The organism is Agarivorans sp., assembly GCF_050295395.1.
Classification (GTDB): Bacteria; Pseudomonadota; Gammaproteobacteria; order Enterobacterales; family Celerinatantimonadaceae; genus Agarivorans.
This window is the reverse complement of record NZ_JBNKPP010000019.1, coordinates 1-26,537: the sequence shown is the minus strand read 5'-3', so window position 1 is coordinate 26,537 and position 26,537 is coordinate 1. Positions and strand designations below refer to the sequence as shown.

General features: G+C 44.8%; 23 protein-coding genes and 1 other RNA gene. 20 read left to right on the top strand and 4 right to left on the bottom strand.

What is annotated here, in order from left to right:
- Positions 1–79 precede the first annotated feature (79 nt).
- Genes ACQY6Q_RS01410 through lolE form a run of 3 tightly spaced genes read left to right on the top strand, consistent with a single transcriptional unit; the run spans position 80 to position 3,237 of the window.
- Entirely contained in the window at positions 80–1,309 is a 1,230-nt protein-coding gene (locus ACQY6Q_RS01410; RefSeq protein ID WP_427976993.1) for a lipoprotein-releasing ABC transporter permease subunit, read from the top strand.
- Entirely contained in the window at positions 1,302–2,000 is a 699-nt protein-coding gene (gene lolD, locus ACQY6Q_RS01405) for a lipoprotein-releasing ABC transporter ATP-binding protein LolD (protein WP_055731968.1), read from the top strand. Before ACQY6Q_RS01410 ends, lolD begins: the two co-directional genes overlap by 8 nt.
- Before the next feature lies 1 nt (position 2,001).
- Positions 2,002–3,237, top strand: coding sequence for a lipoprotein-releasing ABC transporter permease subunit LolE (gene lolE / locus ACQY6Q_RS01400; RefSeq protein ID WP_427976990.1), 1,236 nt, complete (start codon positions 2,002–2,004; stop codon positions 3,235–3,237).
- Positions 3,238–3,295: 58 nt separating this feature from the next.
- Here the strand turns inward: lolE and ACQY6Q_RS01395 are convergent, their stop codons facing one another.
- Positions 3,296–3,799: a DUF2062 domain-containing protein gene (locus ACQY6Q_RS01395; RefSeq protein ID WP_055731966.1), complete on the bottom strand. Its 504-nt coding sequence runs from the start codon at positions 3,797–3,799 to the stop codon at positions 3,296–3,298.
- Positions 3,800–3,835: 36 nt separating this feature from the next.
- Between ACQY6Q_RS01395 and ACQY6Q_RS01390 the strand changes: the two genes are divergently transcribed.
- The 6 genes from ACQY6Q_RS01390 to ACQY6Q_RS01365 are packed head-to-tail and all read left to right on the top strand — an operon-like array spanning position 3,836 to position 10,230.
- Entirely contained in the window at positions 3,836–6,043 is a 2,208-nt protein-coding gene (locus ACQY6Q_RS01390) for a DNA internalization-related competence protein ComEC/Rec2 (protein WP_427976987.1), read from the top strand.
- Between the two features lie 56 nt (positions 6,044–6,099).
- The gene (gene msbA / locus ACQY6Q_RS01385; RefSeq protein ID WP_427976984.1) at positions 6,100–7,848 is read left to right on the top strand and encodes a lipid A export permease/ATP-binding protein MsbA; all 1,749 of its coding nucleotides are present in this window, start codon (positions 6,100–6,102) and stop codon (positions 7,846–7,848) included.
- On the top strand, positions 7,848–8,831 hold the full coding sequence (lpxK, locus tag ACQY6Q_RS01380; RefSeq protein ID WP_427976982.1) for a tetraacyldisaccharide 4'-kinase: 984 nt from the start codon (positions 7,848–7,850) through the stop codon (positions 8,829–8,831). Before msbA ends, lpxK begins: the two co-directional genes overlap by 1 nt.
- Complete coding sequence (locus ACQY6Q_RS01375; protein ID WP_055731964.1) at positions 8,815–9,003, top strand: Trm112 family protein; 189 nt, start codon at positions 8,815–8,817, stop codon at positions 9,001–9,003. The genes lpxK and ACQY6Q_RS01375 overlap by 17 nt, the downstream gene beginning before the upstream one ends.
- Entirely contained in the window at positions 9,000–9,734 is a 735-nt protein-coding gene (gene kdsB / locus ACQY6Q_RS01370; protein ID WP_427976978.1) for a 3-deoxy-manno-octulosonate cytidylyltransferase, read from the top strand. Before ACQY6Q_RS01375 ends, kdsB begins: the two co-directional genes overlap by 4 nt.
- Before the next feature lie 22 nt (positions 9,735–9,756).
- Entirely contained in the window at positions 9,757–10,230 is a 474-nt protein-coding gene (locus ACQY6Q_RS01365; RefSeq protein WP_427976975.1) for a DUF2947 domain-containing protein, read from the top strand.
- Positions 10,231–10,287: 57 nt separating this feature from the next.
- Here the strand turns inward: ACQY6Q_RS01365 and gltA are convergent, their stop codons facing one another.
- Entirely contained in the window at positions 10,288–11,559 is a 1,272-nt protein-coding gene (gene gltA / locus ACQY6Q_RS01360) for a citrate synthase (RefSeq protein ID WP_427976972.1), read from the bottom strand.
- A 401-nt stretch (positions 11,560–11,960) separates the two neighbouring features.
- On the opposite strand from gltA, the gene sdhC reads away from it, so the two are divergent.
- The 9 genes from sdhC to ACQY6Q_RS01315 all read left to right on the top strand — a co-directional run bounded on the left by sdhC (position 11,961) and on the right by ACQY6Q_RS01315 (position 23,742).
- Positions 11,961–12,341, top strand: a complete 381-nt coding sequence (gene sdhC, locus ACQY6Q_RS01355; protein ID WP_427977006.1) for a succinate dehydrogenase cytochrome b556 subunit — start codon at positions 11,961–11,963, stop codon at positions 12,339–12,341.
- The gene (gene sdhD, locus ACQY6Q_RS01350; RefSeq protein ID WP_427976969.1) at positions 12,335–12,676 is read left to right on the top strand and encodes a succinate dehydrogenase, hydrophobic membrane anchor protein; all 342 of its coding nucleotides are present in this window, start codon (positions 12,335–12,337) and stop codon (positions 12,674–12,676) included. The genes sdhC and sdhD overlap by 7 nt, the downstream gene beginning before the upstream one ends.
- Before the next feature lie 5 nt (positions 12,677–12,681).
- A complete protein-coding gene (sdhA, locus tag ACQY6Q_RS01345; RefSeq protein ID WP_427976967.1) occupies positions 12,682–14,451 on the top strand; it encodes a succinate dehydrogenase flavoprotein subunit in 1,770 nt (589 codons plus the stop codon).
- Positions 14,452–14,462: 11 nt separating this feature from the next.
- Positions 14,463–15,176: a succinate dehydrogenase iron-sulfur subunit gene (locus ACQY6Q_RS01340; protein WP_427976966.1), complete on the top strand. Its 714-nt coding sequence runs from the start codon at positions 14,463–14,465 to the stop codon at positions 15,174–15,176.
- Between the two features lie 123 nt (positions 15,177–15,299).
- Positions 15,300–18,101 carry a 2-oxoglutarate dehydrogenase E1 component gene (gene sucA, locus ACQY6Q_RS01335; RefSeq protein ID WP_427976965.1) on the top strand — a complete coding sequence of 934 codons (2,802 nt, stop codon included), beginning with the start codon at positions 15,300–15,302 and terminating at the stop codon, positions 18,099–18,101.
- Positions 18,102–18,122: 21 nt separating this feature from the next.
- Positions 18,123–19,313 carry a 2-oxoglutarate dehydrogenase complex dihydrolipoyllysine-residue succinyltransferase gene (gene odhB, locus ACQY6Q_RS01330; RefSeq protein ID WP_427976962.1) on the top strand — a complete coding sequence of 397 codons (1,191 nt, stop codon included), beginning with the start codon at positions 18,123–18,125 and terminating at the stop codon, positions 19,311–19,313.
- 90 nt (positions 19,314–19,403) lie between these two features.
- Positions 19,404–20,570, top strand: coding sequence for an ADP-forming succinate--CoA ligase subunit beta (sucC, locus tag ACQY6Q_RS01325; protein WP_427976961.1), 1,167 nt, complete (start codon positions 19,404–19,406; stop codon positions 20,568–20,570).
- Complete coding sequence (gene sucD / locus ACQY6Q_RS01320) at positions 20,570–21,442, top strand: succinate--CoA ligase subunit alpha (RefSeq protein WP_055731954.1); 873 nt, start codon at positions 20,570–20,572, stop codon at positions 21,440–21,442. Before sucC ends, sucD begins: the two co-directional genes overlap by 1 nt.
- Positions 21,443–21,654: 212 nt before the next feature.
- On the top strand, positions 21,655–23,742 hold the full coding sequence (locus ACQY6Q_RS01315; RefSeq protein WP_427976959.1) for a hypothetical protein: 2,088 nt from the start codon (positions 21,655–21,657) through the stop codon (positions 23,740–23,742).
- Positions 23,743–23,801: 59 nt separating this feature from the next.
- Here ACQY6Q_RS01315 and ACQY6Q_RS01310 read toward each other — a convergent pair whose 3' ends face one another.
- The gene (locus ACQY6Q_RS01310) at positions 23,802–23,957 is read right to left on the bottom strand and encodes a hypothetical protein (RefSeq protein ID WP_427976957.1); all 156 of its coding nucleotides are present in this window, start codon (positions 23,955–23,957) and stop codon (positions 23,802–23,804) included.
- Positions 23,958–24,417: 460 nt separating this feature from the next.
- On the opposite strand from ACQY6Q_RS01310, the gene pfkA reads away from it, so the two are divergent.
- Positions 24,418–25,380, top strand: a complete 963-nt coding sequence (gene pfkA, locus ACQY6Q_RS01305) for a 6-phosphofructokinase (RefSeq protein WP_427977004.1) — start codon at positions 24,418–24,420, stop codon at positions 25,378–25,380.
- Between the two features lie 51 nt (positions 25,381–25,431).
- On the opposite strand, the gene ACQY6Q_RS01300 is transcribed toward pfkA, so the two are convergent.
- Positions 25,432–26,229, bottom strand: a complete 798-nt coding sequence (locus ACQY6Q_RS01300; protein ID WP_427976955.1) for a DUF547 domain-containing protein — start codon at positions 26,227–26,229, stop codon at positions 25,432–25,434.
- Between the two features lie 59 nt (positions 26,230–26,288).
- Here ACQY6Q_RS01300 and ffs point away from each other — a divergent pair.
- An RNA gene (gene ffs / locus ACQY6Q_RS01295) (signal recognition particle sRNA small type) lies at positions 26,289–26,385 on the top strand.
- Positions 26,386–26,537 lie beyond the last annotated feature (152 nt).

Below are 26,537 nucleotides of genomic sequence, written 5' to 3'. Positions count from 1 at the left end.
ATTGCAAATATACTGATTATCTTTGATTTTTATGTGATTAAGCAAGCTATGTTACTTGTTGCTGTGCAGGGCGCACGGTATGATTAGCGCGTTTTTTAAAAGCTTAGGGATGTCCGTTGCTTCGATGAAATTGATTGGCTTTATAGCATGGCGGTTCTCACGCGGAGCCAAACAGCAACGTTTTGCGTCATTTGTTAGTTGGTTTTCGACGCTGGGGATTACCCTAGGCGTAGCTGCCTTAATTACTGTTATTTCGGTGATGAATGGCTTTGAGCAGCAACTGAAACAACGCATACTTAATCTTGTTCCCCACCTGACTTTGGCTGCTGAACAGCCGATTCCCCCGCAACTTTCGGGTTATGCTCATGCACCTTTAGTGCTTAGTGAAGTGGTATTGCAAAGCACTTCTAATTTACATGCCGCGATGATGCAAGGCATTGATGTGAATGCTCAAGCCGATGCCGAGCTGCTTCGACAAAAAATGCTGATAGGGGATTTAGATGCCCTACAACCGGGCAGTTATAAGGTGGTGATAGGCATTGGTGTCGCCAATGCCTTGGGCGTGCGCCTAGGCGATAACATTCGTTTATTGGCCACCGACCGCTTGGTCTATACCCCGCTAGGGGAAATGCCGTCGCAGCGTAATTTTCAGGTTGCCGGTATTTTTGAGTTTGCCGCCGAAGTGGATAAGCAATTCATACTAGTTAATCAACAAGACAGTGCCAGATTACTGCGTTCTCCTTTAACTAAGGTGAGCCAGCAGCGCATCTATTTAGACGACCCCTTTAAGATTGAAACCCTCGCGGCTAGTTTGCACAAGGCCGGGGTAGAGTTTCAAGATTGGCGTCGTTTCTATGGGGAGCTATTCGCCGCGGTGAAAATGGAAAAGAACATGATGGGTATGTTGTTTTGCCTGATTATTGCCGTGGCTGCATTTAATATTTTATCTAGTCTAGTCATGATGGTGGGTGAAAAACGCAGCGACGTTGCTATTTTACAAACCTTGGGTTTGTCACGCGCAAAAGTGGTGATGGTGTTTGTTACCCAAGGGGCGTGGAGTGGTTGTGTTGGGGCTGCGGTTGGCGCCTTAAGCGGTTATGCCTTAAGTGCCAATATTAACCCGGTGATGTCAGCCTTGGGCTTAAACTTTGCCGCTAATTTTGGTGGTACGGGCTTGCCGGTAGTACTGCGTAGCGAGCAAATTTTATTTATCACCACTGCAGCGATGTTGCTCAGCATTGTGGCAACCATTTATCCGGCTTGGCAAGCCAGTAAGATTCATCCAGCAGAGGCTCTTAGATATGAGTGAGCAAAGCGCTCAGCCCGTTTTAGTGGCAACTAATATTTGTAAAACTTATCAAGATGGCAAGCAGTTAACCGAGGTATTGCACGGTGTCGACTTCGCGGTTCAGTCTGGTGAAGCGGTGGCCATTGTGGGTAGCTCTGGTTCTGGTAAAAGTACCTTATTGCATATTCTCGGCGGCCTTGATGATGCCAATCAAGGTGAGGTGAGTATCGAAGGACAAAGCCTAGCGGGCTTAAGCAGTAAACAATTGGCTAAACTACGTAATCAAAAACTGGGTTTTATTTATCAGTTTCATCATCTATTGGGTGAGTTTTCCGCCTTAGAAAATGTAGCTATGCCTTTATTAATCGCAGGCGTCGCCAAGACTGCTGCCTACCAACAGGCGCAAGCCTTGTTAGAACGAGTAGGCCTGGGGCACCGTTTAAAACACCGTCCTGCTGAGCTCTCTGGCGGAGAACGCCAGCGCACCGCCATCGCTCGCGCTTTGGTTAATCAACCCAGTTTGGTATTGGCTGATGAACCCACCGGCAACCTAGACAGCCATAGCACCGAGTCGATTTACCAACTTATTTTAGAGCTTAACCGTGATTTAAATACCGCTTTTGTAGTGGTGACGCATGACTTGGCTTTGGCCGCAAAATTCTCTCGTCAAGCGCATATGCAAGACGGTCATTTTGTTAGTAAGGCAGATTAGTATGCGCTTGCCTTTATCGTGTTTCATTGGCCTGCGTTATCACCGTGCTAACAATAGCAACGGTTTTATTTCGTTTATCTCGGCCTCTTCCACACTGGGTATTGTATTAGGTGTGGCGGTGTTGATTATTGGTTTGTCGGTAATGAACGGCTTTGAGCGAGAATTACGAGAACGCTTTTTAGCCATTGTTAGCCATGGTGAACTAGAAGCGGTTAACCCTCCTTTAAGCGATCATCAACATTTACTTGACGCAGCACGCGCCGAACCCCACGTGTTAGGGGCTGCCGCCTACATCCAATTTAGCGCCTTGATCCAAAAAGGTAAGAAGATGAAAGCGATGGCGCTAAAGGGGATCGATCCTGAAACTGAAAAAACCGTGACCAGCTTACATCAGTACGTGGGGGATGAGGCATGGCAGGCCCTGTCTGAAAACCAGCCACAACTGATACTTGGTGCAGGTATTGCTAAACATTTGGGCATCACAATTGGCGAGCAAGTCACGCTATTGTTGCCTAAGCCACAGCAGCAACATCTTAGTTCGCCACAACGGGTAAGGGTTAAAGTGGTTGGTTTGATGCGGGCTGGTGGGCAACTGGATAATCAATTAGGTTTTATTAACTTGGCCTATGCGCAGCAGCTCAGCCAGTGGCAAGAGGGGGTGACTGGCATCAGTTTAAAAGTTGACCAGCCTTTATTTGCCGATGAGATTGTGCGTTCGGTGGCAAAGACTTTCCCCCAATTAGTTTTCATTAAAAGTTGGACTCGCCAATACGGTTATTTATATCAAGATATTCAATTAGTTCGTACCATTATGTACGCCATCATGCTGTTAATTGTGGCTGTGGCAAGCTTCAATATTGTGTCCACGCTTATTTTAGCGGTGAGCGAGAAACGCGGTGATATTGCGATCCTAAAAACCATGGGAGCATCGGATGCCACCCTGCTGCGCAGTTTTGTGGTTTATGGCTCTTACAATGGGATTCTAGGCTGCCTTTGGGGCGCGGTTTTCGGTGTGTTAGGGAGTTTGGGCTTGCCTCATTTAGTGGGCTGGCTAGAGCAAGCCTTAGGCCACAGCTTGCTATCGGCTGACATCTATTTCATCGATTTTTTACCGGCCAAGTTACTGTGGAGCGATGTGTTTGTGGTAGTGGCCGCGGCTTTAATCTTAAGTATGTTAGCTACAATATGGCCAGCCTGGCAGGCGACTAGAGTGAAACCTGCCCAAGAGTTGGGGTAAACCCCTTGCAAGCGATTAAAAAAGGAGCCAATCGGCTCCTTTTTGTTTTTCTATTGGCTTAACGACGTTTGCGGTAGCGGCGTCTAACGGAGTAACGCCACAGAGCGTTAATTGAAAAGTAGCCGCATATTGAGAAGAATATGCCGCAAACTAAACTACCTAGTAAAAACGAGGGGCCAACGGTGGCGATCAGATGTTCTATGCCTTCCCAAGAAAACTCTATATGCACTTGGGTAATGGCTTTACCCAAGATTGAGGCTCCAACCAGATAACAAAAATAAAAAATAGCGGGGATGGTAAACGGGTTGGACACCCACACTAAGGCCACCGATAAGGGAAGATTAACTTTAAATAATATCGCTAGCGCAGCAGCAATAATCATTTGGGAGGGCAGTGGAATAAAGGCAACGAATAACCCAATAGCAAAGGCACCGGCAGCGGAGCGACGATTTAAATGCCATAAATTTGGGTTGTGTAGCCATTCTCCAAAGAACTTAAGATGCTTGCTGGCTTTCAAGTCTTCAGTCTTAGGAATAAATCGTTGTATCGTCTTTTTTGGCATATAGTTTAGTTACTGATAAAAAACTTTTTATTGCGCATGAATGCCTTTTTACTAGCCAGTTTGCTAGCAATGACTTCGTCGTTAGTCTGGCCAAGCTTGCTTAGCCTGCCTCTTTTATATGTTAGCTGTGTTGCACTGGCTGCTTTACTGTGGAAAAGAAAGCTTTGGGCTGCTGGCTTCATATTTGGGCTATGTTGGATTGGTGTACACGGCATCTATTATCAATCATGGGTGCTCGCTATCCAACAAAAAACGGCCAACTCTAGCATAATTGGTAAAGTCTTGGCAGTTGATAATAATCAATACTGGCAAAAAATCACCGTAGAAATTGATCTGGTTAATGCTAAACACAGTATAGCGTGGTGGAAGCCTAAGTTAATTTTATATTCTGCGATTAAAAAGCCAGCAACATCCTTGCAAGTGGGTCAAGTTATTCGTGGAACAGCCAAGCTTAAGCCTGCTTATGCTAACGTTAATCCCGCAGGGTTTAACTATGCAAGATGGCTGTTATCAAAAAATATTGTAGGGCGTGGCAGTTTGCTTGAATTTCAAGTCATCGATGCGAGTAGTGAGTGGCGAGAGCCTGCGCTGCAGTTGATGGCTGAGAAGTTAAAAGCTTATCAGCATGGCGGCGAGATCTTGGCTCTGATGGTGGGGGATAAACGCTTATTAAGCCAGCCACGGATTAGTCTCTATCAACGTTCCGGTTTAGGTCACTTATTTGTTTTATCGGGCTTGCACCTTGGCATTGCCGCATTTTGGTCTTGGTTGTTGTTTCGAGGGTTTTGTCGTGGTGTAAAACTTCGCTCTGAATCGCTGTCTTTGCTATTCAGTTTGTTGAGCTGTTTACTCTACTGTTGGCTGGCGAACTGGCCGCTGTCAATGATGCGTGCTTGGTTAATGTATGCTTGTTTGTTGTTGTTCTTCCTGCTGGGTGAACGGCGTCGTCCCGCTAGTGCGCTATTGATAAGTGCGTATATCATTTTGCTACTTTGGCCGTTTAGCCTATACAACAACGGGTTTTGGTTATCGTATATTGCGGTTAGTGTCGTTTTACTGTGTTTATGGTGGAGGAGTCGCAGTAAATGGCAAAGTTTGTTTATCATTCAATTGGCTCTAGGTCTGGCGATGCTGCCGGTTCAGGTGATGATGTTTGGGGTGGTGCCCAGCTTCGCCTTAGTACTCAACTTGGTTGCGGTGCCTTTATTTAGCTCTGTGTTAGTCCCTCTCACCTTGTTATTAGGAATGTTGAGCTTAACTCCTTGGTTTGAAGCCGTCGCGGGCATTGTAGATAGTCTATTTAGCCTGTTATATGGCGCTATAGTTTATTTTGAATCGAAACAAGCGCTTAGCTTTAGCAGTCCGGCCTTGCTAAGCGGTTTACTGTTGCTTATGCCTAGCTTTATTCTGGCGTTATTGGTGTTGCCTAAAGCGGTTTCTAGAGTGTTTCTACTGGCCTCATTATTATTGCCTTCTATGCTTGGCCTGAGCCATTCGACTCAATCTTGGCAGGTTTATGTGTTAGATGTGGGGCAAGGTTTAGCGGTGGTAGTGGTGCATCAAGGCGAGGCACTCATTTACGACACTGGGCCTCGGTATCGTAGTGGCTTTAATCATGCACAAAGCACCTTGCTTCCTTTACTGGCCAATCTGGCGGTAAAACGAGTCCGTGATATTGTGATCAGCCATGGAGATAACGACCACGCAGGTGGGCGCTTAGTATTGGAGCAAGCCTTTCCTGAGGCAGAACATCACTATGGTCGGGATCCGCGTTTGCCATCAAGTGGTTGCAGTGGAGTAGAACAATGGGGGCGTTTATCACTAAATTATTATATGGCCGAGTTAGGTGATGGTAACAATGGCTCATGTGTATTGTTGATCGACGATGGTCAATACCGCTTGTTACTCAGTGGCGATATCGAAGCAAAAGCCGAGCAACAGTTGCTTGAGCAAGGTCTAGGCAAAGTGAGTTTTTTGCTTAGCCCGCATCATGGCAGTGCTAGCTCTTCTTCTGTAGCTTTTGTCGAAGCCTTGCAAGCAGAAGTGGTGATCCACAGTAGTGGCGCGTTTAACCGTTTTAATTTTCCGGCAGAAGAGGTGCTGGCTCGGTATGCAGGCAGCCAACAATTTATTACTGGGCACGATGGAGCCATCAAGCTCAATATTGATGAACGGGCATATCAAGTCCGTCTAGAACGGCACCGAGTTATGAGTCCATGGTATCAACAAATCATCAGTTGGTGATTTTTCTATAAACCGCTAAACTAGGGCAATTTTTCCGATGGAATAACTTTGTTCTTATGATTCCAGATACAGCTACTGATACAAAAGCTAACTTTCTCCGTTTATTAAGCTACGTAAAAGAACGCAAAATAGGGCTGATTATGGCCATTATCGGTATGATCGGTTATGGCGCGGTTGATACTATGTTTGTCTATTCCATTAAGCCCCTCATTGACGAAGGTTTAACCGGGAAAAACCCTCAGGTTTTAACTTACATGCCTGTTTTTGTTTTGGGTATTGTATTGCTAAGGGGGATCTGCGGTTTTGCCAGTAGTTATGGCATGGCTTGGGTTGGTGGCCATTTGGTGATGAAAATTCAACGCCAAATTTTTAACCATTTGATGAGAATGCCAGTGTCGTTTTTTGATAAAAACCCCACCGGTACACTGTTGTCTAAAATTACCTATGATTCAAACCAAGTGAGCACCGCAGCTACCGCAAGCTTAGTTAACCTAGTGCGCGAAGGGGCCACTATTATCGGCTTGCTAACGCTTATGTTTTACAATAGCTGGCAACTGTCACTGATTTTCTTTGTTATTGGTCCTCCGGTTGGCATCGCGATTAATTTCGTGAGTCGCCGTTTTCGTAAAATTAGTACTGGAATGCAGCACGCCGTGGGTAACGTTACGACTACCAGTGAACAAATGCTAAACGGCCATAAGGAAATTCTCTCCTTTGGCGGTCAGCCTAAAGAAGCACTGCGTTTTGACCATGCCAGCAATATGATTCGTCGTCAGCAAATGAAAATGGCAACGGTATCGGCTATTGCCAACCCAGCGGTACAATTTATTGCATCAATTGGCTTAGCGATTGTGTTGTTTGCTGCTTCTTCACCGCAATTGGTCGAGCAGCTTAGTGCGGGTACTTTTACCATCATTGTGACTTCTATGATGATGTTATTGAAGCCTTTAAAAGTTATTACTCAGTTAAATAATGATGTGCAAAAAGCCATGGCAGCCTGTACTAGTTTGTTTACTTTGTTAGATTTGGAACCAGAACCTGATAGCGGCACGTATACCACACCACGGGCCAAAGGGGATATTCGTTTAAATAAGGTTGAATTTAAGTATCCCACTAAAAATCAAATGGTGTTAAAAGGTATTGATTTGACCATTGAAGCGGGACAAACCGTGGCCTTGGTGGGTCGCTCTGGTAGCGGTAAGTCAACTATTGCCTCGCTGTTACCGAAGTTTTATGAGGCCACTAGTGGTCAAGTTTTGCTTGATGGTCGTCCGGTTGAAGAATATCAGCTAGATAATTTGCGTGAGCAATTTGCTCAGGTATCGCAGACGGTTCATTTGTTCAGTGGCAGCGTGGCCGATAATATCGGTTACGCCAAGGCAAGTGCCTCGCGTGAAGAAATTGAACAAGTTGCAGAAATCGCCAATGTAACTAGCTTTGTCGAAAACTTTGAAGAAGGCTTCGATACCATTATTGGTGAAAAAGGGGTGATGTTATCGGGCGGTCAGCGACAACGTATTGCGATAGCTCGCGCCTTGTTAAAAGATTCACCAGTGTTGATTTTAGACGAAGCTACATCGGCCTTGGATACTGAGTCTGAGCGAAAAATTCAACAGGCAATAGATAAAGTATGTGCCGACCGCACCGCTATTGTAATTGCCCACCGCCTTTCTACTATTGAAGGCGCCGACAAAATTGTGGTGTTAGACGAGGGGCAAGTGGTTGAGCAGGGCACGCATAAAGAGTTGTTAGCCAAGCAGGGTGCCTATTATCAACTACATCAAATTCAGTTTGGTGAGCATTAGTGAAATTTTGGTATCAAAATAAAAGTCAGCATCTTATTAAGCTGACTTTATTGCTGCCCTTAAGTTACCTGTTTCGTTTCCTAGCCAAGTGTAGACGCTTCGCCTACGCAGGTTTTTTAACTAGCTATCGTAGCCCAGTACCGGTAGTGGTGGTGGGCAATATCAGCGTAGGTGGTAACGGTAAAACTCCTGTTGTACTTGCGCTGGTGGAACAAGCGCAGCGCCGTGGCTATAAGCCAGGAGTCGTTAGCCGCGGTTATGGCGCTAAAGCCCCAAGTTATCCTTATGTGGTTCATCAGCAAAGCCTAGCAAAACACTGTGGTGATGAACCGCTGCTGATCCATTTACGTACTCAATGTCCGGTAGTGGTGGATCCTAATCGTAGCCAAGCGTGTCAAACCTTGCTTGAGCAGGGCGTTGATTTGGTTATTTGTGATGATGGACTGCAACACTATGCCTTGCAGCGCGATATAGAAATTGTAGTGATTGAGGCTCAGCGCGGTTTAGGCAATAAATTGTGTTTGCCCGCAGGCCCGTTACGCGAACCGCCTCAGCGTTTAAGCACTGTGGATATGATTATAAGTAATGGCGAGCCGGCATTTTCTAAGCAAAGCTACTCTTTGCAGCTTAAGCCTTGCGCCTTGCGTAGGGTGAGTGATGGTCAGCCTTATTTGGGCGATAAGCAGTTTGATGCAGCAATGGCCGGGATTGGCAATCCGCAACGCTTTTTTGACTCTTTAGCTTCCCTTAACTGTACCGCCAAGCAGCAGATTAGCTTGAGTGACCATCGTGAGCTGAGTCACGAACAATACCAAGAATTACATTCAAAACGTCTAATTATGACCGAGAAAGATGCTATTAAGTATCGGGGAAACGCCGGACAGGAGTGGGTCTATTTACCCGTAGATAGCCTATTACCAGACGCCTTTTACCAGCATTTTTTCTCACTATTACAGGAAAAACAGCATGTCAGTAGAACATAACGTATTAGAAATTGTGGCCTGTCCGTTGTGCAAAGGAAAGTTACATTATGACAAGCCAAATAACGAGTTGGTCTGTAAGTTTGACCGTTTAGCTTATCCAATTAATGATGCGATCCCCGTTTTGTTGGTGAATGAAGCGCGCGAAATGTCCGCTAATGAGCTGCCTCAATGAGCTTTGTTGTCGTTATTCCTGCGCGTTATCAGTCGAGCCGATTACCGGGAAAACCGCTGCAGGATATTGCTGGTAAAAGCATGATTGAGCGGGTTTATTTGCAGGCTAAACAATCCGGCGCCGAGCGGGTGGTGATAGCTACTGATGATCAGCGTATTGTGGATGCTGCCAACGGCTTTGGTGCCGAGGTGGTGCTCACTGCTGCTACCCACGAATCCGGTACTGAACGGTTGGCCGAAGTTTGCCAAACGCTAAATTTTGCTGACGATACCATTGTGGTGAATGTGCAAGGAGATGAGCCTTTAATACCACCCAGGGTGGTTAGCCAAGTGGCTCAATTATTGGAACAGGCTCCTGAAGTTAAAATGGCCAGCCTGTGTGTTCCTATTGAACAGCAAGAGGATATCGTCGATCCTAATGTAGTAAAAGTGGTGTGTGATAAGCAGCAACATGCTTTGTACTTTAGCCGAGCAGCTGTTCCTTATGAAAGGGATGGTGATTGGAGCAGCGAACATTATTCACGACATATTGGTATTTATGCTTATCGCGCGCATTTTATTAGTGAGTATATTAACTTGGCACCTTCACCATTAGAAAAAATAGAAAAGCTCGAGCAATTACGGGTACTCTGGCATGGTGAAAAAATTAAAATGGCTCGGGCATGTGAAATACCAGCACACGGAGTCGATACACCTGAAGATCTAGCCAAAGTACGTGCTTTATTTGATTAGCCCTTAGCGACCTAGAGATTAAATGAATTACCTTCCTTTAAACGAACATAAAAAAGCTTGGATATTTAAGCGTAGCGATTTGCCGGTTAGCGAACAAGATGCTCAAGCAATTAAACCGATGACAGAGGCGCGTGCCACCATACTGTGGAAAGAGCTGATCAGTAAGCAAGTTGATCATCCTGACTTTTTTCGCAAAGGAGATTGGGCTTTCAGCATTGAAACGTGGTCTGCTCAAGGCAACTGGGAAGAGGTTTGGGATAGCGAGCAAGCCAGTATGCCTGAAGAGTTGTTAGCACATTTAGACTGGCAAGATAATACCGTGGTGTATTATTGCAATGACCAGCAAAGTATCATCGAAACCACGTGGGCGGTATTCAAGCGTTGTTGGAAAAATTTCTTGTTTATGGATGATGGCGCCTTATTGATCGCAAAAAAACGCAATGAAGTGGCGCAGTTTATGGCTAACGGGACGTACCGTTATGGAAATAAACACTAGTTACTCTTGCTTATAAAAAAACCGAAGCAGTGCTTCGGTTTTTTTATATTACCCAGTTTATTTAAACGGACGTTGAGGTTCGCCGGTATAAAGCTGACGAGGCCGACCGATACGTTGAGTCGGTTCTTCCATCATTTCTTTCCAATGGGCAATCCAACCAACAGTACGTGAAAGGGCAAAGATAACCGTAAACATACTGACCGGAATACCAATGGCTTTAAGTACGATACCTGAGTAGAAGTCCACATTAGGGAATAGTTTCTTCTCTTTGAAGTAGGGGTCAGAAAGTGCAATACGTTCTAACTCCATAGCCACATCGAGTAATGGGTCGTCAATGTTCAACTCATTTAATACTTCGTGGCAGCTTTCACGCATTACTGTAGCGCGAGGATCGTAGTTTTTATAAACACGATGGCCAAAGCCCATTAAACGGAATGGGTCATTCTTGTCTTTAGCCCGTGCGATATACTCAGGAATACGGTCAACTGAACCAATTTCTTCCAACATATTCAAACAGGCTTCATTTGCACCACCGTGAGCTGGGCCCCATAAACAGGCAATGCCAGCAGCAATACAAGCAAAGGGGTTAGCGCCGGATGAACCAGCTAAACGCACGGTTGATGTTGAAGCATTTTGTTCATGGTCGGCATGAAGGGTAAAGATGCGATCCATGGCACGCTCAACAACGGCACTAATTTTGTACTCTTCGGTCGGTACCGAGAACATCATGTTGAGGAAGTTTGCCGCGTAGCTCAAATCGTTGCGCGGATAAACAAAAGGCTGACCTGCTGAATACTTGTAACTCATAGCCGCTAATGTTGGCATTTTAGAAATGAGTCGGTAAGCCGCAATTTCGCGATGGCGCTCGTTGGTGATATCCATCGAATCATGATAGAACGCAGAAAGCGCTCCAACTACACCCACCATAATGGCCATTGGGTGAGAGTCTCGGCGGAAACCTTGGAAAAAGTGAATCAACTGCTCATGCACCATAGTATGGCGAGTAACAGTGGTTTTGAATTTAGCGTATTGCTCTACGTTCGGTCTTTCGCCGAATAACAAGATGTAACAAACTTCAAGATAGTCTGCATGTTTTGCTAAGTCCTCAATTGAGTACCCGCGGTGCAACAGAATCCCTTGTTCGCCATCGATAAAGGTGATTTTCGATTCACACGAAGCAGTGGCTAAGAAGCCAGGATCAAAGGTGAAGTAACCTTTTTTTCCAAGTGTTCGAACATCAATTACGTCATGTCCAGCTGTCCCGGACATAATTGGCATATCATACGCCTCTTGTCCTGGTAGCTTGAGGGTGGCTTTGTTTTCAGCCATAGCACGTCTCCCTTGCTTATTCTAATTGGTATTGTTCTTTGGATACAAAGTGCAGCACATTCTGACCTAGAACAAGGTTAAATGTCAATTGGCGCTCGTTGTGAATTATAGCGACTTATGGCTATTTTGTTAAAATTTAGGATCAAGATGGCCGTTTCGTTGCGTTAAATTAGCTAAATGAAGGAATTGTTAATTGAATTTGTGTAACTCGAGCGTTATACTTTATTCGAAGTATGGCGCTAGACCGAGCATTTTTTGCGCAAGATAAATGTGAGTTTTTATACTTTAGTCTAATTTATGGCCCTAAGTTCACAAAATTAACATTATTGCAACGCTTTACTCTGTCCAGAGCCTGACTTTAAAACCATAATAAAAAACTCAAGGACCTGAGTGGGCAGAGAATCGTGAAAACAAAACAAAGACCAGTAAACCTCGACCTACAAACCATCCGATTTCCCATTACTGCAATCGCATCTATCTTGCACCGTGTTTCCGGTGTGATTACTTTTTTCGCCTTAGCTATTTTGCTAGGCCTACTTGCTGAATCCCTTCAATCAGCAGAAGGCTTTGCTAATGTTTTATCCATTTTAGACAATTTCTTTGTGAAATTGATTATTTGGGGCAGCTTGAGCGCGTTGATGTATCACATTGTTGGTGGAATACGTCACTTGATAATGGATTTAGGCTATTGGGAGGAGCTAGATAGCGGCACATCTAGCGCTAAAATCTCGTTCGTTATCACTGCTGTATTGGCGGTATTAATGGGAGTAATCGTATGGTAACTAATGCTGCAACTTTTGGCCGTAGCGGCGTGCATGATTTTTTACTGATTCGTGCTACCGCCATTATTTTAACCTTATACACCATTTATCTATTGGGTTTCTTCATTTTTAATGATGTTGACTACCAATCTTGGAGTGGTTTTTTTGCTTGGCTTCCAACCAAAGTATTTACCTTACTTGCTTTGCTATCGATGTTAATCCACTCATGGATCGGATTGTGGCAAGTATTGACCGACTACGTTAAATGCACCGCATTACGTGTCGGTTTACAGTTTTCTTTAACAGTTCTGGCGCTGATATATGTCGCGACCGGTCTGTTCATCATTTGGGGGTAAGTCGAGTGGCCATTTCTATTCGAGAATTCGATGCCGTAGTAATCGGCGCAGGCGGTGCGGGTATGCGTGCTGCTTTACAAATTTCAGAAGAGGGCAAGTCTTGCGCTCTTATTTCAAAAGTATTTCCCACCCGTTCTCATACCGTTTCGGCGCAAGGTGGAATCACAGTTGCCTTAGGTAACTCGCATAAAGATAACTGGCAATGGCACATGTACGATACTGTAAAAGGTTCGGATTACATTGGTGACCAAGATGCCATTGAATATATGTGTAATGTAGGCCCGCAAGTGGTTATTGAGTTAGAAAAAATGGGTTTACCATTTTCTCGATTTGATGATGGCTCAATTTATCAACGCCCTTTTGGTGGGCAGTCTAAAGAGTTTGGTGGCGAGCAAGCTGCTAGAACCGCTGCTGCAGCAGACCGCACCGGTCATGCTCTTTTACACACGCTTTACCAACAAAATGTGAAGAAAAAAACCACCATCTTCTCAGAATGGTACGCCTTAGACTTAGTTAAAAATGCCGACGGCGATATTGTGGGCTGTACCGCTATGGATATTGATAGTGGTGAAGTAGTTTATTTTAAAGCGAAAGCCACGGTGTTGGCTACTGGTGGTGCGGGACGCATTTTCGCTTCTACCACCAACGCTCACATCAATACCGGTGACGGTGTTGGTATGGCTTTGCGTGCTGGCGTTCCGATTCAAGATATGGAGATGTGGCAATTCCACCCCACAGGCATTGCTGGTGCAGGTGTTTTAGTCACCGAAGGTTGTCGCGGTGAAGGTGGCTACCTACTGAATAAAGATGGAGAGCGCTTCATGGAGCGTTATGCTCCTAATGCTAAAGATTTGGCTGGGCGTGACGTGGTGGCTCGCTCGATGATGACCGAAATCCGCGAGGGCCGTGGTTGTGATGGTCCTTGGGGGCCTCATATTAAGCTTAAATTAGACCATTTAGGTGAAGAGGTTCTAGAAAGTCGTTTACCCGGTATTTGTGAGTTATCGCGAACCTTTGCCCATGTCGATCCGGTTAAAGAGCCTATTCCAGTGATTCCAACTTGTCATTATCAGATGGGCGGTATCCCTTGTAATGTTAATGGCCAGGCAATTCGACAAAATGACAAAGGCGAAGATGAAATTGTAAACGGTTTATTTGCTGTTGGCGAAATAGCTTGTGTATCGGTACACGGCGCTAACCGCTTAGGTGGTAATTCCTTGTTAGACTTAGTGGTATTTGGTCGAGCCGCCGGTAAATTCCTTGGTGAGTATTTAAGCCGCGAGATCAATATGGCCGACGCTACTGATGCTGATTTAGAAGCTGCGATGGCGCGCTATAATCGTTGGGAAAACTCGACTTCCGATGGCGAAGATCCTGTGCAAATTCGTAAAGACTTACAGCAATGTATGCAACTGAACTTTTCGGTATTCCGTGAAGGTGATGCAATGGCAGAGGGCTTGCAAGAATTACAAGAAATTCGCAAGCGTCTTGCCAACGCCCGTTTGGATGACAAGTCTAAAGACTTTAATACCCAACGAGTCGAGTGCTTAGAGCTAGATAACTTAATGGCTACGGCTATTGCAACAGCGCATGCGGCCAACTTCCGTACTGAAAGTCGTGGTGCACATAGTCGTTTTGACTACCCAGATCGCGACGATGCAAATTGGCTATGTCATTCACTCTTCGACCCTAAAACAGAAACCATGGGCCGTCGTGAAGTGAATATGTCACCAAATCTACGCGAAGCTTTCGAACCGAAAGTTCGTACATACTAAAGGAGGCGGATATGAACGTTAATTTTTCTTTGTACCGCTATAACCCTGATACGGACAGTAAACCGACTATGAAGTCATATCAGCTTGAGGTCCCTGAAGGCTCTGATATGATGGTACTAGATGCATTAATTTTGCTTAAAGAACAAGACCCTAGTATTGCTTTTCGTCGTTCATGCCGGGAAGGGGTCTGTGGTTCAGACGGCATCAATATGAATGGTAAAAACGGTTTAGCCTGTATTACTCCTTTATCCGATTTATTAGGTAAAGGCGATATTGTGATTCGTCCGCTGCCTGGTTTGCCGGTCATTCGTGATTTAGTGGTAGATATGGGACAGTTTTACGATAACTACGCGCGAATTAAGCCTTATTTAATTAATGATGGGCAGATGCCGCCCGCTCGTGAAAACTTGCAAAGCCCTGAAGAGCGCGAAAAACTGGATGGAATGTACGAGTGTATTCTATGTGCATGTTGTTCAACTTCGTGTCCTTCTTTCTGGTGGAACCCTGACAAATTTGTAGGACCAGCGGGCTTGCTTGCTGCTTATCGCTGGCTGGCGGACAGTCGTGATACCGCAACTGATGAACGACTTTCAGAATTAGACGATGCATTCAGTGTATTCCGCTGCCATGGCATTATGAATTGTGTGAGTGTTTGTCCTAAAGGATTAAACCCGACCAAAGCAATCGGCCACATTAAGTCGATGCTGATAAAACGGGCTGTTTAGCAAAAAGTTAATTTTTAAAATTAGCTGGATCTAAATAGCCATTTTACTTCGGTAGGATGGCTATTTTTTTATAAAACCCTATAAAGTCATACAGTGACGTAGAAAATAAGGGATAGCGTTTAAATGCAAAATGGCGTAATGAAAGCCTGGCTAGAGTCCTCGCATTTAGCTGGTGCTAATTCAACCTATGTGGAAGACCTCTACGAGGCATTTTTAGAAGATCCATCTTCTGTATCCGAACAATGGCAGGAAGTGTTTGCCGAGCTTCCTGCTGTTGATGGTCACCCCGAAGACATACCTCATACACCAATTCGTGATTACTTTCGCCGGCTAGCGAAAGACACTTCTCGCTTTAGTTCTCCTGTTGAAGACCCTCAACATGGTGCAAAACAAGTTAAAGTATTGCAGTTGATCAACGCTTACCGCTTCCGCGGTCATCAGCACGCACAACTCGATCCTCTAGGCTTGTGGCAACAAGAGCGTGTACCCGACCTTTCTCCAGAGTTTCACTCACTAGATAGCGCAGACTTTGAAGAAACCTTCAATGTGGGGTCTTATGCCATTGGCAAAGACACCATGGCGTTAAAAGATTTACACCGTTCATTATTGAAAACTTATTGTGGTTCTATCGGTGCAGAGTACATGCACATTACTGATACTGAAGAAAAACGCTGGATTCAGAGCCGTTTGGAGTCAGTAGAAGGCCAAGGTGAGTTCACTAAAGAAGATCAACTACGGTTTCTTAAAAGTTTAACGGCTGCCGAAGGTTTAGAGAAATATCTAGGCGCTAAGTTTCCTGGAGCGAAGCGTTTTTCTCTAGAAGGTGGCGATAGCTTGCTGGTGATGCTAAAAGAGATTGTTCGTTCTGCCGGAACCCAAGGGACTAAAGAAGTTGTTATTGGCATGGCCCACCGTGGTCGCTTGAATGTGCTAGTAAATGTACTCGGTAAAAATCCTTCTGAGCTTTTTGATGAGTTTGCCGGTAAACATGATGAAACTTGGGGTACCGGCGATGTTAAATACCACCAAGGCTTTAGTTCCGACTTTGCTACCCCTGGTGGCAATGTGCACATGTCTTTGGCATTTAACCCTTCACATCTAGAAATTGTGAATCCGGTGGTGATGGGCTCGGTTCGTGCTCGACAAGATAGGCGCGAGGGTGAGAACTGTTTACCTATTACCATCCACGGTGATTCGGCTATTGCTGGCCAAGGGGTGGTTCAAGAAACCTTTAATATGTCTCAAGCGCGTGGCTTTAAAGTCGGTGGTACCGTGCGTATTGTGGTAAATAACCAAGTAGGTTTTACCACGTCCAACCCCCGAGATACCCGGTCAACCCAATACTGTACAGATATTGCTAAAATGGTTCAGGCTCCTATCTTCCATGTCAATGGTGATGACCCTGAAGCTGTCGCTTTTGTTAGTCAGATGGCTCTGGATTTTCGCAATACCTTTGAGCGTGATGTGGTGATTGATTTGGTGTGTTACCGCCGACACGGTCATAACGAAGCGGATGAGCCTAACGCTACTCAACCTTTGATGTATCAAAAAATCAAAAAGCACCCTACACCGCGCAAGGTGTACGCAGATATGCTAGCGGAGCGTGGTCAGCTAGATAGTGCAGAGGCTACAGCTTTGGTTAATGAATACCGCGACCAACTAGACAACGGCGATTGCGTAGTTGAAGAGTGGCGTCCGATGACACAACACAGTGTTGATTGGCGGCCTTATCTTGGTCATGAGTGGGATATGGCCTACGACTCTTCGTTACCTATCGATGTGATTAGAGAGCTGGGCGAAAAGATTACTCGTTTACCTGAGGAGCATAAGTTACATCCTCGGGTAAAAAAAATCATTGATGACCGCGTACTAATGGCTAGAGGAGAGAAACTGGTTGATTGGGGGTTTGCCGAAAACCTTGCTTATGCCAGTTTACTTGACGCCAAACATAATATTCGCCTTACCGGGCAAGACTCTGGTCGTGGTACTTTCTTCCACCGCCATGCGGTATTACATAACCAAAATGATGCCTCAACTTATGTGCCTTTGAAAAATTTATCAGAGGGACAAGGGCATTTGGCCTTGTTTGACTCGGTGTTATCGGAAGAAGCCGTATTGGCTTTTGAATATGGCTACAGTACTGCCGAACCTTCGACTCTGGTTATTTGGGAAGCCCAGTTTGGTGACTTTGCCAATGGTGCGCAGGTAGTTATCGATCAGTTCTTATCTTCTGGTGAACAGAAGTGGGGACGGATGTGTGGCTTAGTCATGTTGCTACCTCATGGTTACGAGGGGCAGGGGCCTGAGCACTCATCTGCGCGTTTAGAACGTTATTTGCAGCTATGTGCCGAACACAACATGCAAGTATGTGTGCCTTCAACACCTGCTCAAGTTTACCATATGTTGCGTCGCCAACAGGTTCGTCCGATGCGTCGTCCGTTAGTGGTAATGTCACCTAAATCATTGCTACGTCATCCACTTGCTGTATCTAGTTTGGAAGAGCTAGCTGATGGACAGTTCCAAAATGCTATTGGCGAGGTGGATGAACTTGACCCTAGCCAAGTTCGTCAGGTGGTGATGTGTTCTGGTAAGGTGTATTACGACTTATTAGAACAACGCCGTAAATCTGAGCAAAATGATGTTGCTTTGATTCGAATCGAACAGCTATATCCGTTCCCAGACCAAGAAGTTAAACAAATTCTGGAACAATATCAACATGTTGAACGGTTTGTTTGGTGTCAAGAAGAGCCATTAAACCAAGGTGCGTGGTATAGTAGCCAGCATCACTTTAAATCTGTTATCCCTGCAGGGGCAGAGTTGCGTTACGCTGGTCGTCCGGCATCGGCATCTCCAGCAGTAGGGTATATGTCTCTTCACTTAAAACAACAACGCGCCCTCGTTACTGACGCGTTGACTGTTGAATAATAAAGAATAAAGGAAGCCTTAATGAGCATTGAAATTAAAGTGCCTGACCTACCCGAATCAGTAGCCGATGCAACGATTGCTACGTGGCATAAGCAGCCGGGCGATTCGGTAGAACGAGATGAAGTTATTGTTGATATTGAAACGGATAAAGTTGTTCTTGAAGTACCCGCGATGGAATCGGGGGTGCTTGAGGAGATAGTTGAAGCTGAAGGCGCTACAGTACTTGGTCAACAAGTTATCGGTAAAATGAAAGCCGGTGCGGTAGCTGGTGAAGAGGTCAGCTCAAAAGCTGAAGAGCCAAGTGAAGCTCCTAGCGATAAGGCCGTCAATGATGAGTTATCACCTTCTGTTCGTCGCTTAGTTGCCGAAAAAGGGGTTGATATCGCTAAAGTGAAAGGCACTGGTCAAGGTGGACGGATCACCAAAGAAGACGTGGAAGCCTATCTAGCTAAACCAGCAGAAGCGCAAGCGACTAAAGTTGCAGAGGCTGCGCCCCAAGCGCCATTGTCTTCTCGCAGTGAAAAACGTGTTCCCATGACCCGTTTGCGTAAACGGGTAGCGGAGCGCTTATTAGAAGCTAAGAATACCACGGCCATGTTAACCACCTTTAATGAAGTTAACATGAAACCTATCATGAGCTTGCGTAAGCAATATCAAGACGTATTTGAAAAACGCCATGATATTCGCCTTGGTTTTATGTCATTTTATGTGAAAGCGGTGGTGGAAGCTTTAAAACGCTACCCAGAGGTAAATGCTTCAATTGATGGTGACGATATTGTTTATCATAACTACTTTGATGTAAGCATCGCGGTATCAACCCCACGTGGTCTAGTCACGCCTGTGCTTCGTGATTGTGATTTATTAAGCGTTGCCGACATCGAGAAAGGTATTCGTGAACTTGCGATTAAAGGCCGCGACGGTAAGTTAACTGTTGAAGAACTCACCGGTGGTAACTTTACCATTACTAATGGTGGTGTGTTTGGTTCTCTTATGTCGACTCCGATTATTAATCCTCCGCAAAGTGCGATTCTAGGTATGCATAAGATCCAAGACCGTCCCATGGCGGTAAATGGTCAAGTAGAAATTCTACCGATGATGTACTTAGCATTGTCCTACGATCACCGCTTGGTCGACGGAAAGGAGTCAGTGGGCTTTTTGGTTACCATTAAAGAGTTACTGGAAGATCCTACGCGGCTATTACTAGACGTATAAAAAGTTTGTTTTGGGCCTGGATTTCAGGCCCTTATTCGGAAAGGTGTTGAGCACCTCAAATGTATCCCCTAACACTATGGATAGAACATCATGAATTTGCATGAATATCAGGCAAAGCTATTGTTTGCTCATTACGGCTTGCCAGTGCCAGAAGGGTACGCCTGTGATACCCCACATGAAGCAGTTGAAGCTGCGGGTAAAATCGCTGGCTCTACCTGGGTAGTTAAAACTCAAGTTCACGCCGGCGGGCGTGGTAAAGCTGGTGGTGTAAAAGTGACCTCTAGCAAAGAAGAAGTTAGAGCATTTGCCCAGCAATGGTTAGGCAAAAACTTAGTGACTTACCAGACCGATGCTAATGGTCAGCCTGTGTCGAAGATTTTGGTTGAAGAGGCGTCTGATATCGCCAATGAACTTTACTTAGGTGCGGTGGTTGATCGTGCTTCTCGTAGAGTGGTATTTATGGCTTCAACCGAAGGCGGCATGGAAATTGAGAAAGTTGCCGAAGAAACGCCGGAGTTGATTCATCAAATGGCCATCGATCCTCTAGTAGGCGCTCAGCCCTATCAAGCACGCGAGCTGGCCTTTAAATTGGGCCTAGAAGGCAATCAAATTCGCCAGTTCACTAAGATTTTTGTTGGTTTGGCTAACATGTTTACTGACCACGATTTAGCGCTGCTAGAGATTAATCCACTTGTGGTAACCGGTAGCGGCGACTTGGTATGTCTCGATGGTAAAATCAATATTGATTCTAATGCCTTGTACCGTCAGCCAAAACTTCGTGAAATGCACGATCCTTCTCAAGAAGATGAACGCGAAGCGCATGCAGCACAATGGGAACTAAACTATGTTGCTCTTGATGGCAGCATTGGTTGCATGGTGAACGGTGCAGGCCTTGCTATGGGAACCATGGACATTGTGCAGTTGCACGGTGGTTCTCCAGCTAACTTTTTAGATGTTGGCGGCGGCGCAACCAAAGAGCGCGTAACTGAAGCATTCAAGATTATTTTGTCTGATGACAAAGTAAAAGCTGTATTGGTTAATATCTTCGGCGGTATTGTTCGCTGTGATCTGATTGCCGATGGCATCATTGGTGCGGTAGAAGAAGTGGGGGTAAGTGTGCCGGTAGTGGTTCGCCTTGAAGGTAACAACGCCGACCTTGGTACCCAGCGCTTGGCTGAGTCTGGCCTTAACATTATTGCAGCGACAAGTTTAACCGATGCTGCTGTACAAGTCGTTAAAGCTGCGGAGGCCAAATAATGAGTATTTTAATCGATAAAAACACCAAAGTAATTTGTCAAGGCTTCACCGGTGGCCAAGGTACTTTCCATTCCGAACAAGCTATTGCCTACGGTACTCAAATGGTCGGTGGTGTTTCACCGGGCAAAGGTGGCCAAACCCACTTGGGCTTACCTGTGTTTAATACAGTTCGTGATGCGGTAGAAGCGACCGGGGCAGATGCAACGGTTATCTACGTTCCAGCGCCTTTCTGTAAAGACGCGATTTTGGAAGCGATTGCCGCAGGGATTAAAATTATTATTACCATTACCGAAGGTATCCCCACTTTGGATATGTTAGAAGTGAAGGTAAAGTTAGATGAAGCTGGCGCTCGCATGATTGGCCCAAATTGCCCAGGTGTGATTACTCCTGACGAATGTAAAATTGGCATTATGCCTGGCCACATTCATAAAGCCGGTAAAGTTGGGATTGTTTCTCGCTCTGGTACTTTAACCTATGAAGCTGTGAAACAAACTACCGACGAAGGCTTTGGTCAATCAAGTTGTGTTGGTATTGGTGGAGACCCTATTCCGGGTTCTAACTTCATCGATATTTTAGAAATGTTCCAAAATGACCCTAAAACCGAAGCCATTGTAATGATTGGTGAAATTGGTGGTAGTGCTGAGGAAGAAGCCGCAGCTTACATTAAAGCTAATGTTACTAAGCCTGTTGTTTCTTACATCGCTGGCGTGACAGCCCCTCCTGGTAAACGCATGGGCCATGCCGGGGCGATTATCGCCGGTGGTAAAGGCACTGCGGCAGATAAATTTGCTGCCTTGGAAGATGCCGGCGTGAAGACGGTTCGCAGCCTAGCGGATATTGGTAAAGCCTTACGAGAAGTTACCGGCTGGTAAATTTTTCTTGTAATACTAGGGCGCCTTTATGGCGCCTTTTTTGTTTTTATTGCAGCTAGCGGTTTAGCTTAACTACCTTTTTTGTCGGTTAAACATAGTTATCACAATTAAGTTGCTAAAGTTCGGTAATTTCTTGCTTTTAAGTGGGTAATGAACAACGATGGTGAGTATAAATATTAAAATCAAAACTAGACTAGCAACAAGGATGAACTATGAAGGATGCGCTTCCTATAGAACATTTGTATTACACGGAAAATAGCTTGGAAAAAATCCTCGATAACCTCGATAAAGTTAGGCAGAACATCTTCCCTAATTTGTTAGAAGAAAAGGATTTATTAGAACAAAGCTTTCCGTCCGTTTGTTTAATTGGTTTAGGGCGTTGTGGTTCAAATATCGCTCTTGATGTTGCCACCCTCGTTTATAACTCTCGCACTCACTACCTTAATGAAATCGAATACCAAGATCAGCTAGCCCAAGAGCGCGAATTCAAGCCGATGCGCTGGATTAAAAATCATTTACCCATAGACAGCAACAGTGGTGAAAATCCGGTTTTTCTGATTGAACCGGTAGTGCTGGTCGGGGATTTGGACAAAGATATTGCAGGGCGAATTAAATACTCCTCGCAAGCGGGGCGACAGAAGTTTTTAGAGGAATATAAGAAACTTCAGTTGATGGATCTGTCTGAAGTGCATGCGGGCGGGGCGGGTAACGCACCCATCCTTGGCCAGTATCTTGCTAAAATTATTCTAAATAAAGATACCAGTAGTTTTAGGAACGAAGATTGGCGGCATATTCATTCTTACCTAGTTGATTCTTGCGGCATTAAAGCTAACCAGTCTCGTCTTTACTTCTATATTTTCAGTGCCGGTGGGGGAACTGGCTCGGGCATGGCATCAGAGTTTGGCCTAGCGCAGCAGTTTTCATACCTGAGTAAAACATTTGATTATCAGGTCTCGCCCTCAAATCAACCTGATAAACGCGACTCTTTTGTATTCGAGCCCATCTTTACTTCTGGCATTTGTATTTTGCCTAATATATCTGGCAGCAGTATAGAGGTCTCCGAGGCGTTACATATCAATGCCGGACGTTTGTTGTGTAAATACTTGTCAGAGGAATGGGATTTCTCCTACAACGTTGAGCGAGAAAACAATGATACTCCCGAAGATGTGATGCGCCGAATTCGACCTTGGAACTCTATGATGCTGATATCTAACGATATTATGCGTTACGTAGAGCAAGATGAAAGTGATAAAGGTAAAGATATTGATGTTAATACTATGGAGAAGTATGCCAATCAGTATATTTCCCAACAGATCTTCAATATTCTCACCGCGCAGGCGGTGACGACCGATTACGATGAAAACTACTTCCGTCGAGCGGGGATCGATATCTCAGAAACCGTACGTCTTGATGCCAACGACTTATTTATGAGTATGGCTGGACCGGTTGCGGTTGCTTACGCTGAAAGTGTGGTGAACAAATCGGTAAACGATGATGTTGATATTGACGAACTGTTTTTCCGTTCCATTGATTTGCCGCATTTCAACTTGGATACCCAAGCGATAGAAGGGATAAGTATTCTACCCATCGAGTCGCAACGTTATAAGCAGTCACTGAAGAGATACCAAGATAGTAAATACAACGCTGAAGAGTTAAATAACCTCCATTTCTTTAAGCATTGCTCATCTGTTATTTCCATTATCTCTTTACCTAAAGATTACAAACTTTCATTTATGGATTTGAACAAATTAAAAGTCCATATCAACAAACTGTTCCCCAATACCACTCTTAAACGTTATGCGCTGGTTATTGGAGCCTCGGCTAATCTTTCGTTGACTACATTAGTGGCTAAAAGTCCGTGTTTAAGTGATGATTTCCTCACATTGGTGGTGGCGTACATTAAACGTTGTTTTGCCAAAGAAGAATATCGTTATAGCGATGAAATTGACCAAGCTATTTTGCGCTTTATTACTCAAGATGAGTTTAAGCCTGAAGAGCTGCAAGAATTCTTATGGGAGTTTGAAAATCCAGCGAAGATTTTAGACACCAATTGGTATGCTATTAAACCGATGTACGAAAAGAAATACCGTGAACTTATCTCTGAAACCGATAAGTTTGTATCGATAAATGATATTCGCCTAGGATTTAAAAACGTGGAGAACGCGGTTAAGTATCTACGCGAAATTTATCGTCACCGCATCAGCAAAACCAATATATTGTCTTTGGACAATGATGTTGATGGCGTGATACACCTTTCTCCAGCTTTACATTCCATCGAGCCGGTTGAGAGCGCAAAGTAGCAAACAAAAAAGGGGCTGTTTAGCCCCTTTTTACTCGTAAGGTCTTTTGCTGTTTAGCGTTAACTTTGTTTTACGCCTTCACAGTCCAATACGATGTTTTGTAACTCAACAGAACTTAAGTATTGTTCTTGCTGACGCAGTTGCAGGTAGTTTTCTACGGCTCTGCGATTGGTTGCAACATTGCGCTCGATAGCGTATTGAAGATCAGACTTCATAAGATTCCTTTTAAATACGATATTCAAACATTTGACCGAGTGGCCTGATTAAGTTTGAGATTTCAATGTTACATAAATGTGAACAAAAAGTGAAGCTTTGACCGCATGTTTAGTGGGGCTGCTGTATAAATACGCAAAATATGCAGAATCTCAGATTACTTCTATAATCCTGAGCGAGCACTGTTATTATACTTGGACAAGCCTGAAATTTTGTTTCAAAATGTGGGCGTTATCTGATTAGGGTCATAAAAGTTTTAGCTTTAGCGTGGCAAAATGCCGCCACACTAAATCAGTTTGTAGTTATCGCCAAAAGGGCGGATTCTATAGCTATTAGAAACGATTATTGTTATTTCGACCTGCTTGTTTTAGCCAGTTAGTGTATTCAGCACAACAGGGAAGGTTGGAATAATTTGTTAAATTATTACGTAAGTTTTGGTCAGTTCAGCTTTGTGAGGGAATGATGGTTAAGAAAATTGGTGTATTAACGAGTGGCGGTGATGCTCCTGGTATGAATGCCGCGGTGCGTGCTGTAGTTCGTAGTGCGTTGTCTAAAGACATCGAAGTATACGGTGTCTACGATGGTTACATGGGCCTACACGATGACAACATTAAGAAGTTAGATCGTTATAGTGTGTCAGACGTTATCAACCGCGGTGGTACCTTCCTTGGCTCAGCTCGTTTCCCTGAATTTAAAGAGCTAGCCACACGTGAAGTTGCCGTGGAAAACATGAAAAAACACGGCATTGAAGCGTTGGTGGTAATTGGTGGTGATGGCTCGTACATGGGCGCCAAAAAGCTAACAGAGATGGGCTTCCCTTGTATCGGCTTACCGGGCACTATCGATAATGACATTGCAGGTACAGATTACACAATTGGTTTTGATACCGCTTTAAACGTGGTGATCGACGCGATTGACCGTATCCGCGATACTTCATCTTCTCATAATCGTATTTCTGTTATTGAAATTATGGGGCGTTACTGTGGTGACTTAGCTATGCAAGCGAGTATCGCTGGTGGTGCTGAGTACGTGATTATTCCAGAAAAGGGCTTTAATCGCGAAGAGCTACTTAACAGCCTCAAAGATGGTCAGAAGAAGGGTAAGAAGCACGCTATTGTTGCTATTACCGAGCACATCACCAATGTAAATGAGTTGGCAGCTGGCATTGAAATGGCCACTGGCCGTGAAACCCGTGCTACCATTCTTGGACACATTCAACGTGGTGGTACGCCAACCGGACGTGACCGCGTTATGGCTAGCCGCATGGGCGCTTACGCCGTAGATCTTCTCGTTGAAGGTCATGGTGGTCGCTGTATTGGTATTCAAAATAACCAGATGGTTCATCACGATATTATTGAGTGTATCGAAAAAATGAAACGTCCGTTCAATGAAGACCTATACGAGTTGTCTAAGTGTTTGTTCTAAGCGCTTATTAGCTTAGTACTATAAAAGCCCGCTGATGCGGGCTTTTTTGATCTAGCGTGAAGCCACGTCATTGAGTGACCAGTCATATTTTAAATAGCTGATACTCGCATTGCTTATTTGTTCAGGTGATGCGCTGAGATCGGCAGCATAGTCACTGAGATAGTTGTTTAGGCTTTCACCAAAGTCTTCTTGGTACCAATTAAAAATGGATGAAAGGAAGAGTTTTTGTTGTGCTGCTTGGTAACGGTTTTTATCGCTGCGTAAAAATTCTCTAAATGCTAAGTGAAGCTGCTCCTTAAGTTTGGTACCACTAAAAGCATAGTTTTGTAGAGGCGGGCAGCTAATTGCTGCGCATACCAATGCAACATGGATATGGGGATTGTTATAGTGTTTTCTAATCAGCTCATGTTCAATGTGGTCTAAGCTGACTTTTTCACCAAACAACAGAAAACGCTTTTTTTTCCACGGCGATTGAAACCAGCTACCTAAATCTTTTATCGAATCAAGCTTGGGGTAGGCGCTAAGAATGAAATCAATGGTGTAGGCATTATAAGCGTTAATTAAAAAAGCTAGTTGTTGGTCTTCTGTCCACGTGGAAAACTGCTGCTGGGATATAGAAGCGATAGTGTTGAGGTACCCCTGTAAGGCCGGTTGGTTGAAGTTGGCGTAGTCGACTCGACTCTCTTGAGCTGGTACTACCCATTGAACGTGTTTGTTTAGTAATTCGTCCCACAATTGGTGGTTAAAGGGTTCAGCCAGCGTGGGGGCGGAGAAAAATAGTTGGCAGAGGATTAAAACTTGAGCAAACAAACCTCGGTAGGCTTTAAAAAGCGCTATTAGCGTTTGCAAAATCGGAGTGCTTAAGCGAGAATAGCCTCGCTTCCAAGGAAGCTTCTCAATGGTGGCCTTATTGGTCCTCCCGCATTGATACTCTGTGAACTCGGCCAGGCCCGGAAGGGAGCAACCGCAGCAGACGACTCGAGTGCCGGGATGTGGCTGGTAGGGCTGCCACCCAATTTTCTTCGCTGAAATCATCTTTCTTAATACTCCATCATTGCCTTAAGCTATCTTAGCTGTTTTTTGGGATCCACAGTCTCCTTAATCTCGCCTAACTGTTGAATTTCGCTTTAACTCTACGAAGCATATTATATGTATAG

Bases quoted from the DNA above. Each gene is read 5' to 3' on its own strand.
- sucC (WP_427976961.1), top strand. From the start codon at position 19,404: ATGAATTTGCATGAATATCAGGCAAAGCTATTGTTTGCTCATTACGGC.
- ACQY6Q_RS01340 (WP_427976966.1), top strand. From the start codon at position 14,463: ATGAACGTTAATTTTTCTTTGTACCGCTATAACCCTGATACGGACAGT.
- ACQY6Q_RS01390 (WP_427976987.1), top strand. From the start codon at position 3,836: ATGAATGCCTTTTTACTAGCCAGTTTGCTAGCAATGACTTCGTCGTTA.
- ACQY6Q_RS01395 (WP_055731966.1), bottom strand. From the start codon at position 3,799: ATGCCAAAAAAGACGATACAACGATTTATTCCTAAGACTGAAGACTTG.
- ACQY6Q_RS01410 (WP_427976993.1), top strand. From the start codon at position 80: ATGATTAGCGCGTTTTTTAAAAGCTTAGGGATGTCCGTTGCTTCGATG.
- msbA (WP_427976984.1), top strand. From the start codon at position 6,100: ATGATTCCAGATACAGCTACTGATACAAAAGCTAACTTTCTCCGTTTA.
- ACQY6Q_RS01365 (WP_427976975.1), top strand. From the start codon at position 9,757: ATGAATTACCTTCCTTTAAACGAACATAAAAAAGCTTGGATATTTAAG.
- gltA (WP_427976972.1), bottom strand. From the start codon at position 11,559: ATGGCTGAAAACAAAGCCACCCTCAAGCTACCAGGACAAGAGGCGTAT.
- sdhD (WP_427976969.1), top strand. From the start codon at position 12,335: ATGGTAACTAATGCTGCAACTTTTGGCCGTAGCGGCGTGCATGATTTT.
- sucD (WP_055731954.1), top strand. From the start codon at position 20,570: ATGAGTATTTTAATCGATAAAAACACCAAAGTAATTTGTCAAGGCTTC.
- kdsB (WP_427976978.1), top strand. From the start codon at position 9,000: ATGAGCTTTGTTGTCGTTATTCCTGCGCGTTATCAGTCGAGCCGATTA.
- lolD (WP_055731968.1), top strand. From the start codon at position 1,302: ATGAGTGAGCAAAGCGCTCAGCCCGTTTTAGTGGCAACTAATATTTGT.
- sucA (WP_427976965.1), top strand. From the start codon at position 15,300: ATGCAAAATGGCGTAATGAAAGCCTGGCTAGAGTCCTCGCATTTAGCT.
- pfkA (WP_427977004.1), top strand. From the start codon at position 24,418: ATGGTTAAGAAAATTGGTGTATTAACGAGTGGCGGTGATGCTCCTGGT.
- ACQY6Q_RS01315 (WP_427976959.1), top strand. From the start codon at position 21,655: ATGAAGGATGCGCTTCCTATAGAACATTTGTATTACACGGAAAATAGC.
- ACQY6Q_RS01310 (WP_427976957.1), bottom strand. From the start codon at position 23,957: ATGAAGTCTGATCTTCAATACGCTATCGAGCGCAATGTTGCAACCAAT.
- lolE (WP_427976990.1), top strand. From the start codon at position 2,002: ATGCGCTTGCCTTTATCGTGTTTCATTGGCCTGCGTTATCACCGTGCT.
- ACQY6Q_RS01375 (WP_055731964.1), top strand. From the start codon at position 8,815: ATGTCAGTAGAACATAACGTATTAGAAATTGTGGCCTGTCCGTTGTGC.
- odhB (WP_427976962.1), top strand. From the start codon at position 18,123: ATGAGCATTGAAATTAAAGTGCCTGACCTACCCGAATCAGTAGCCGAT.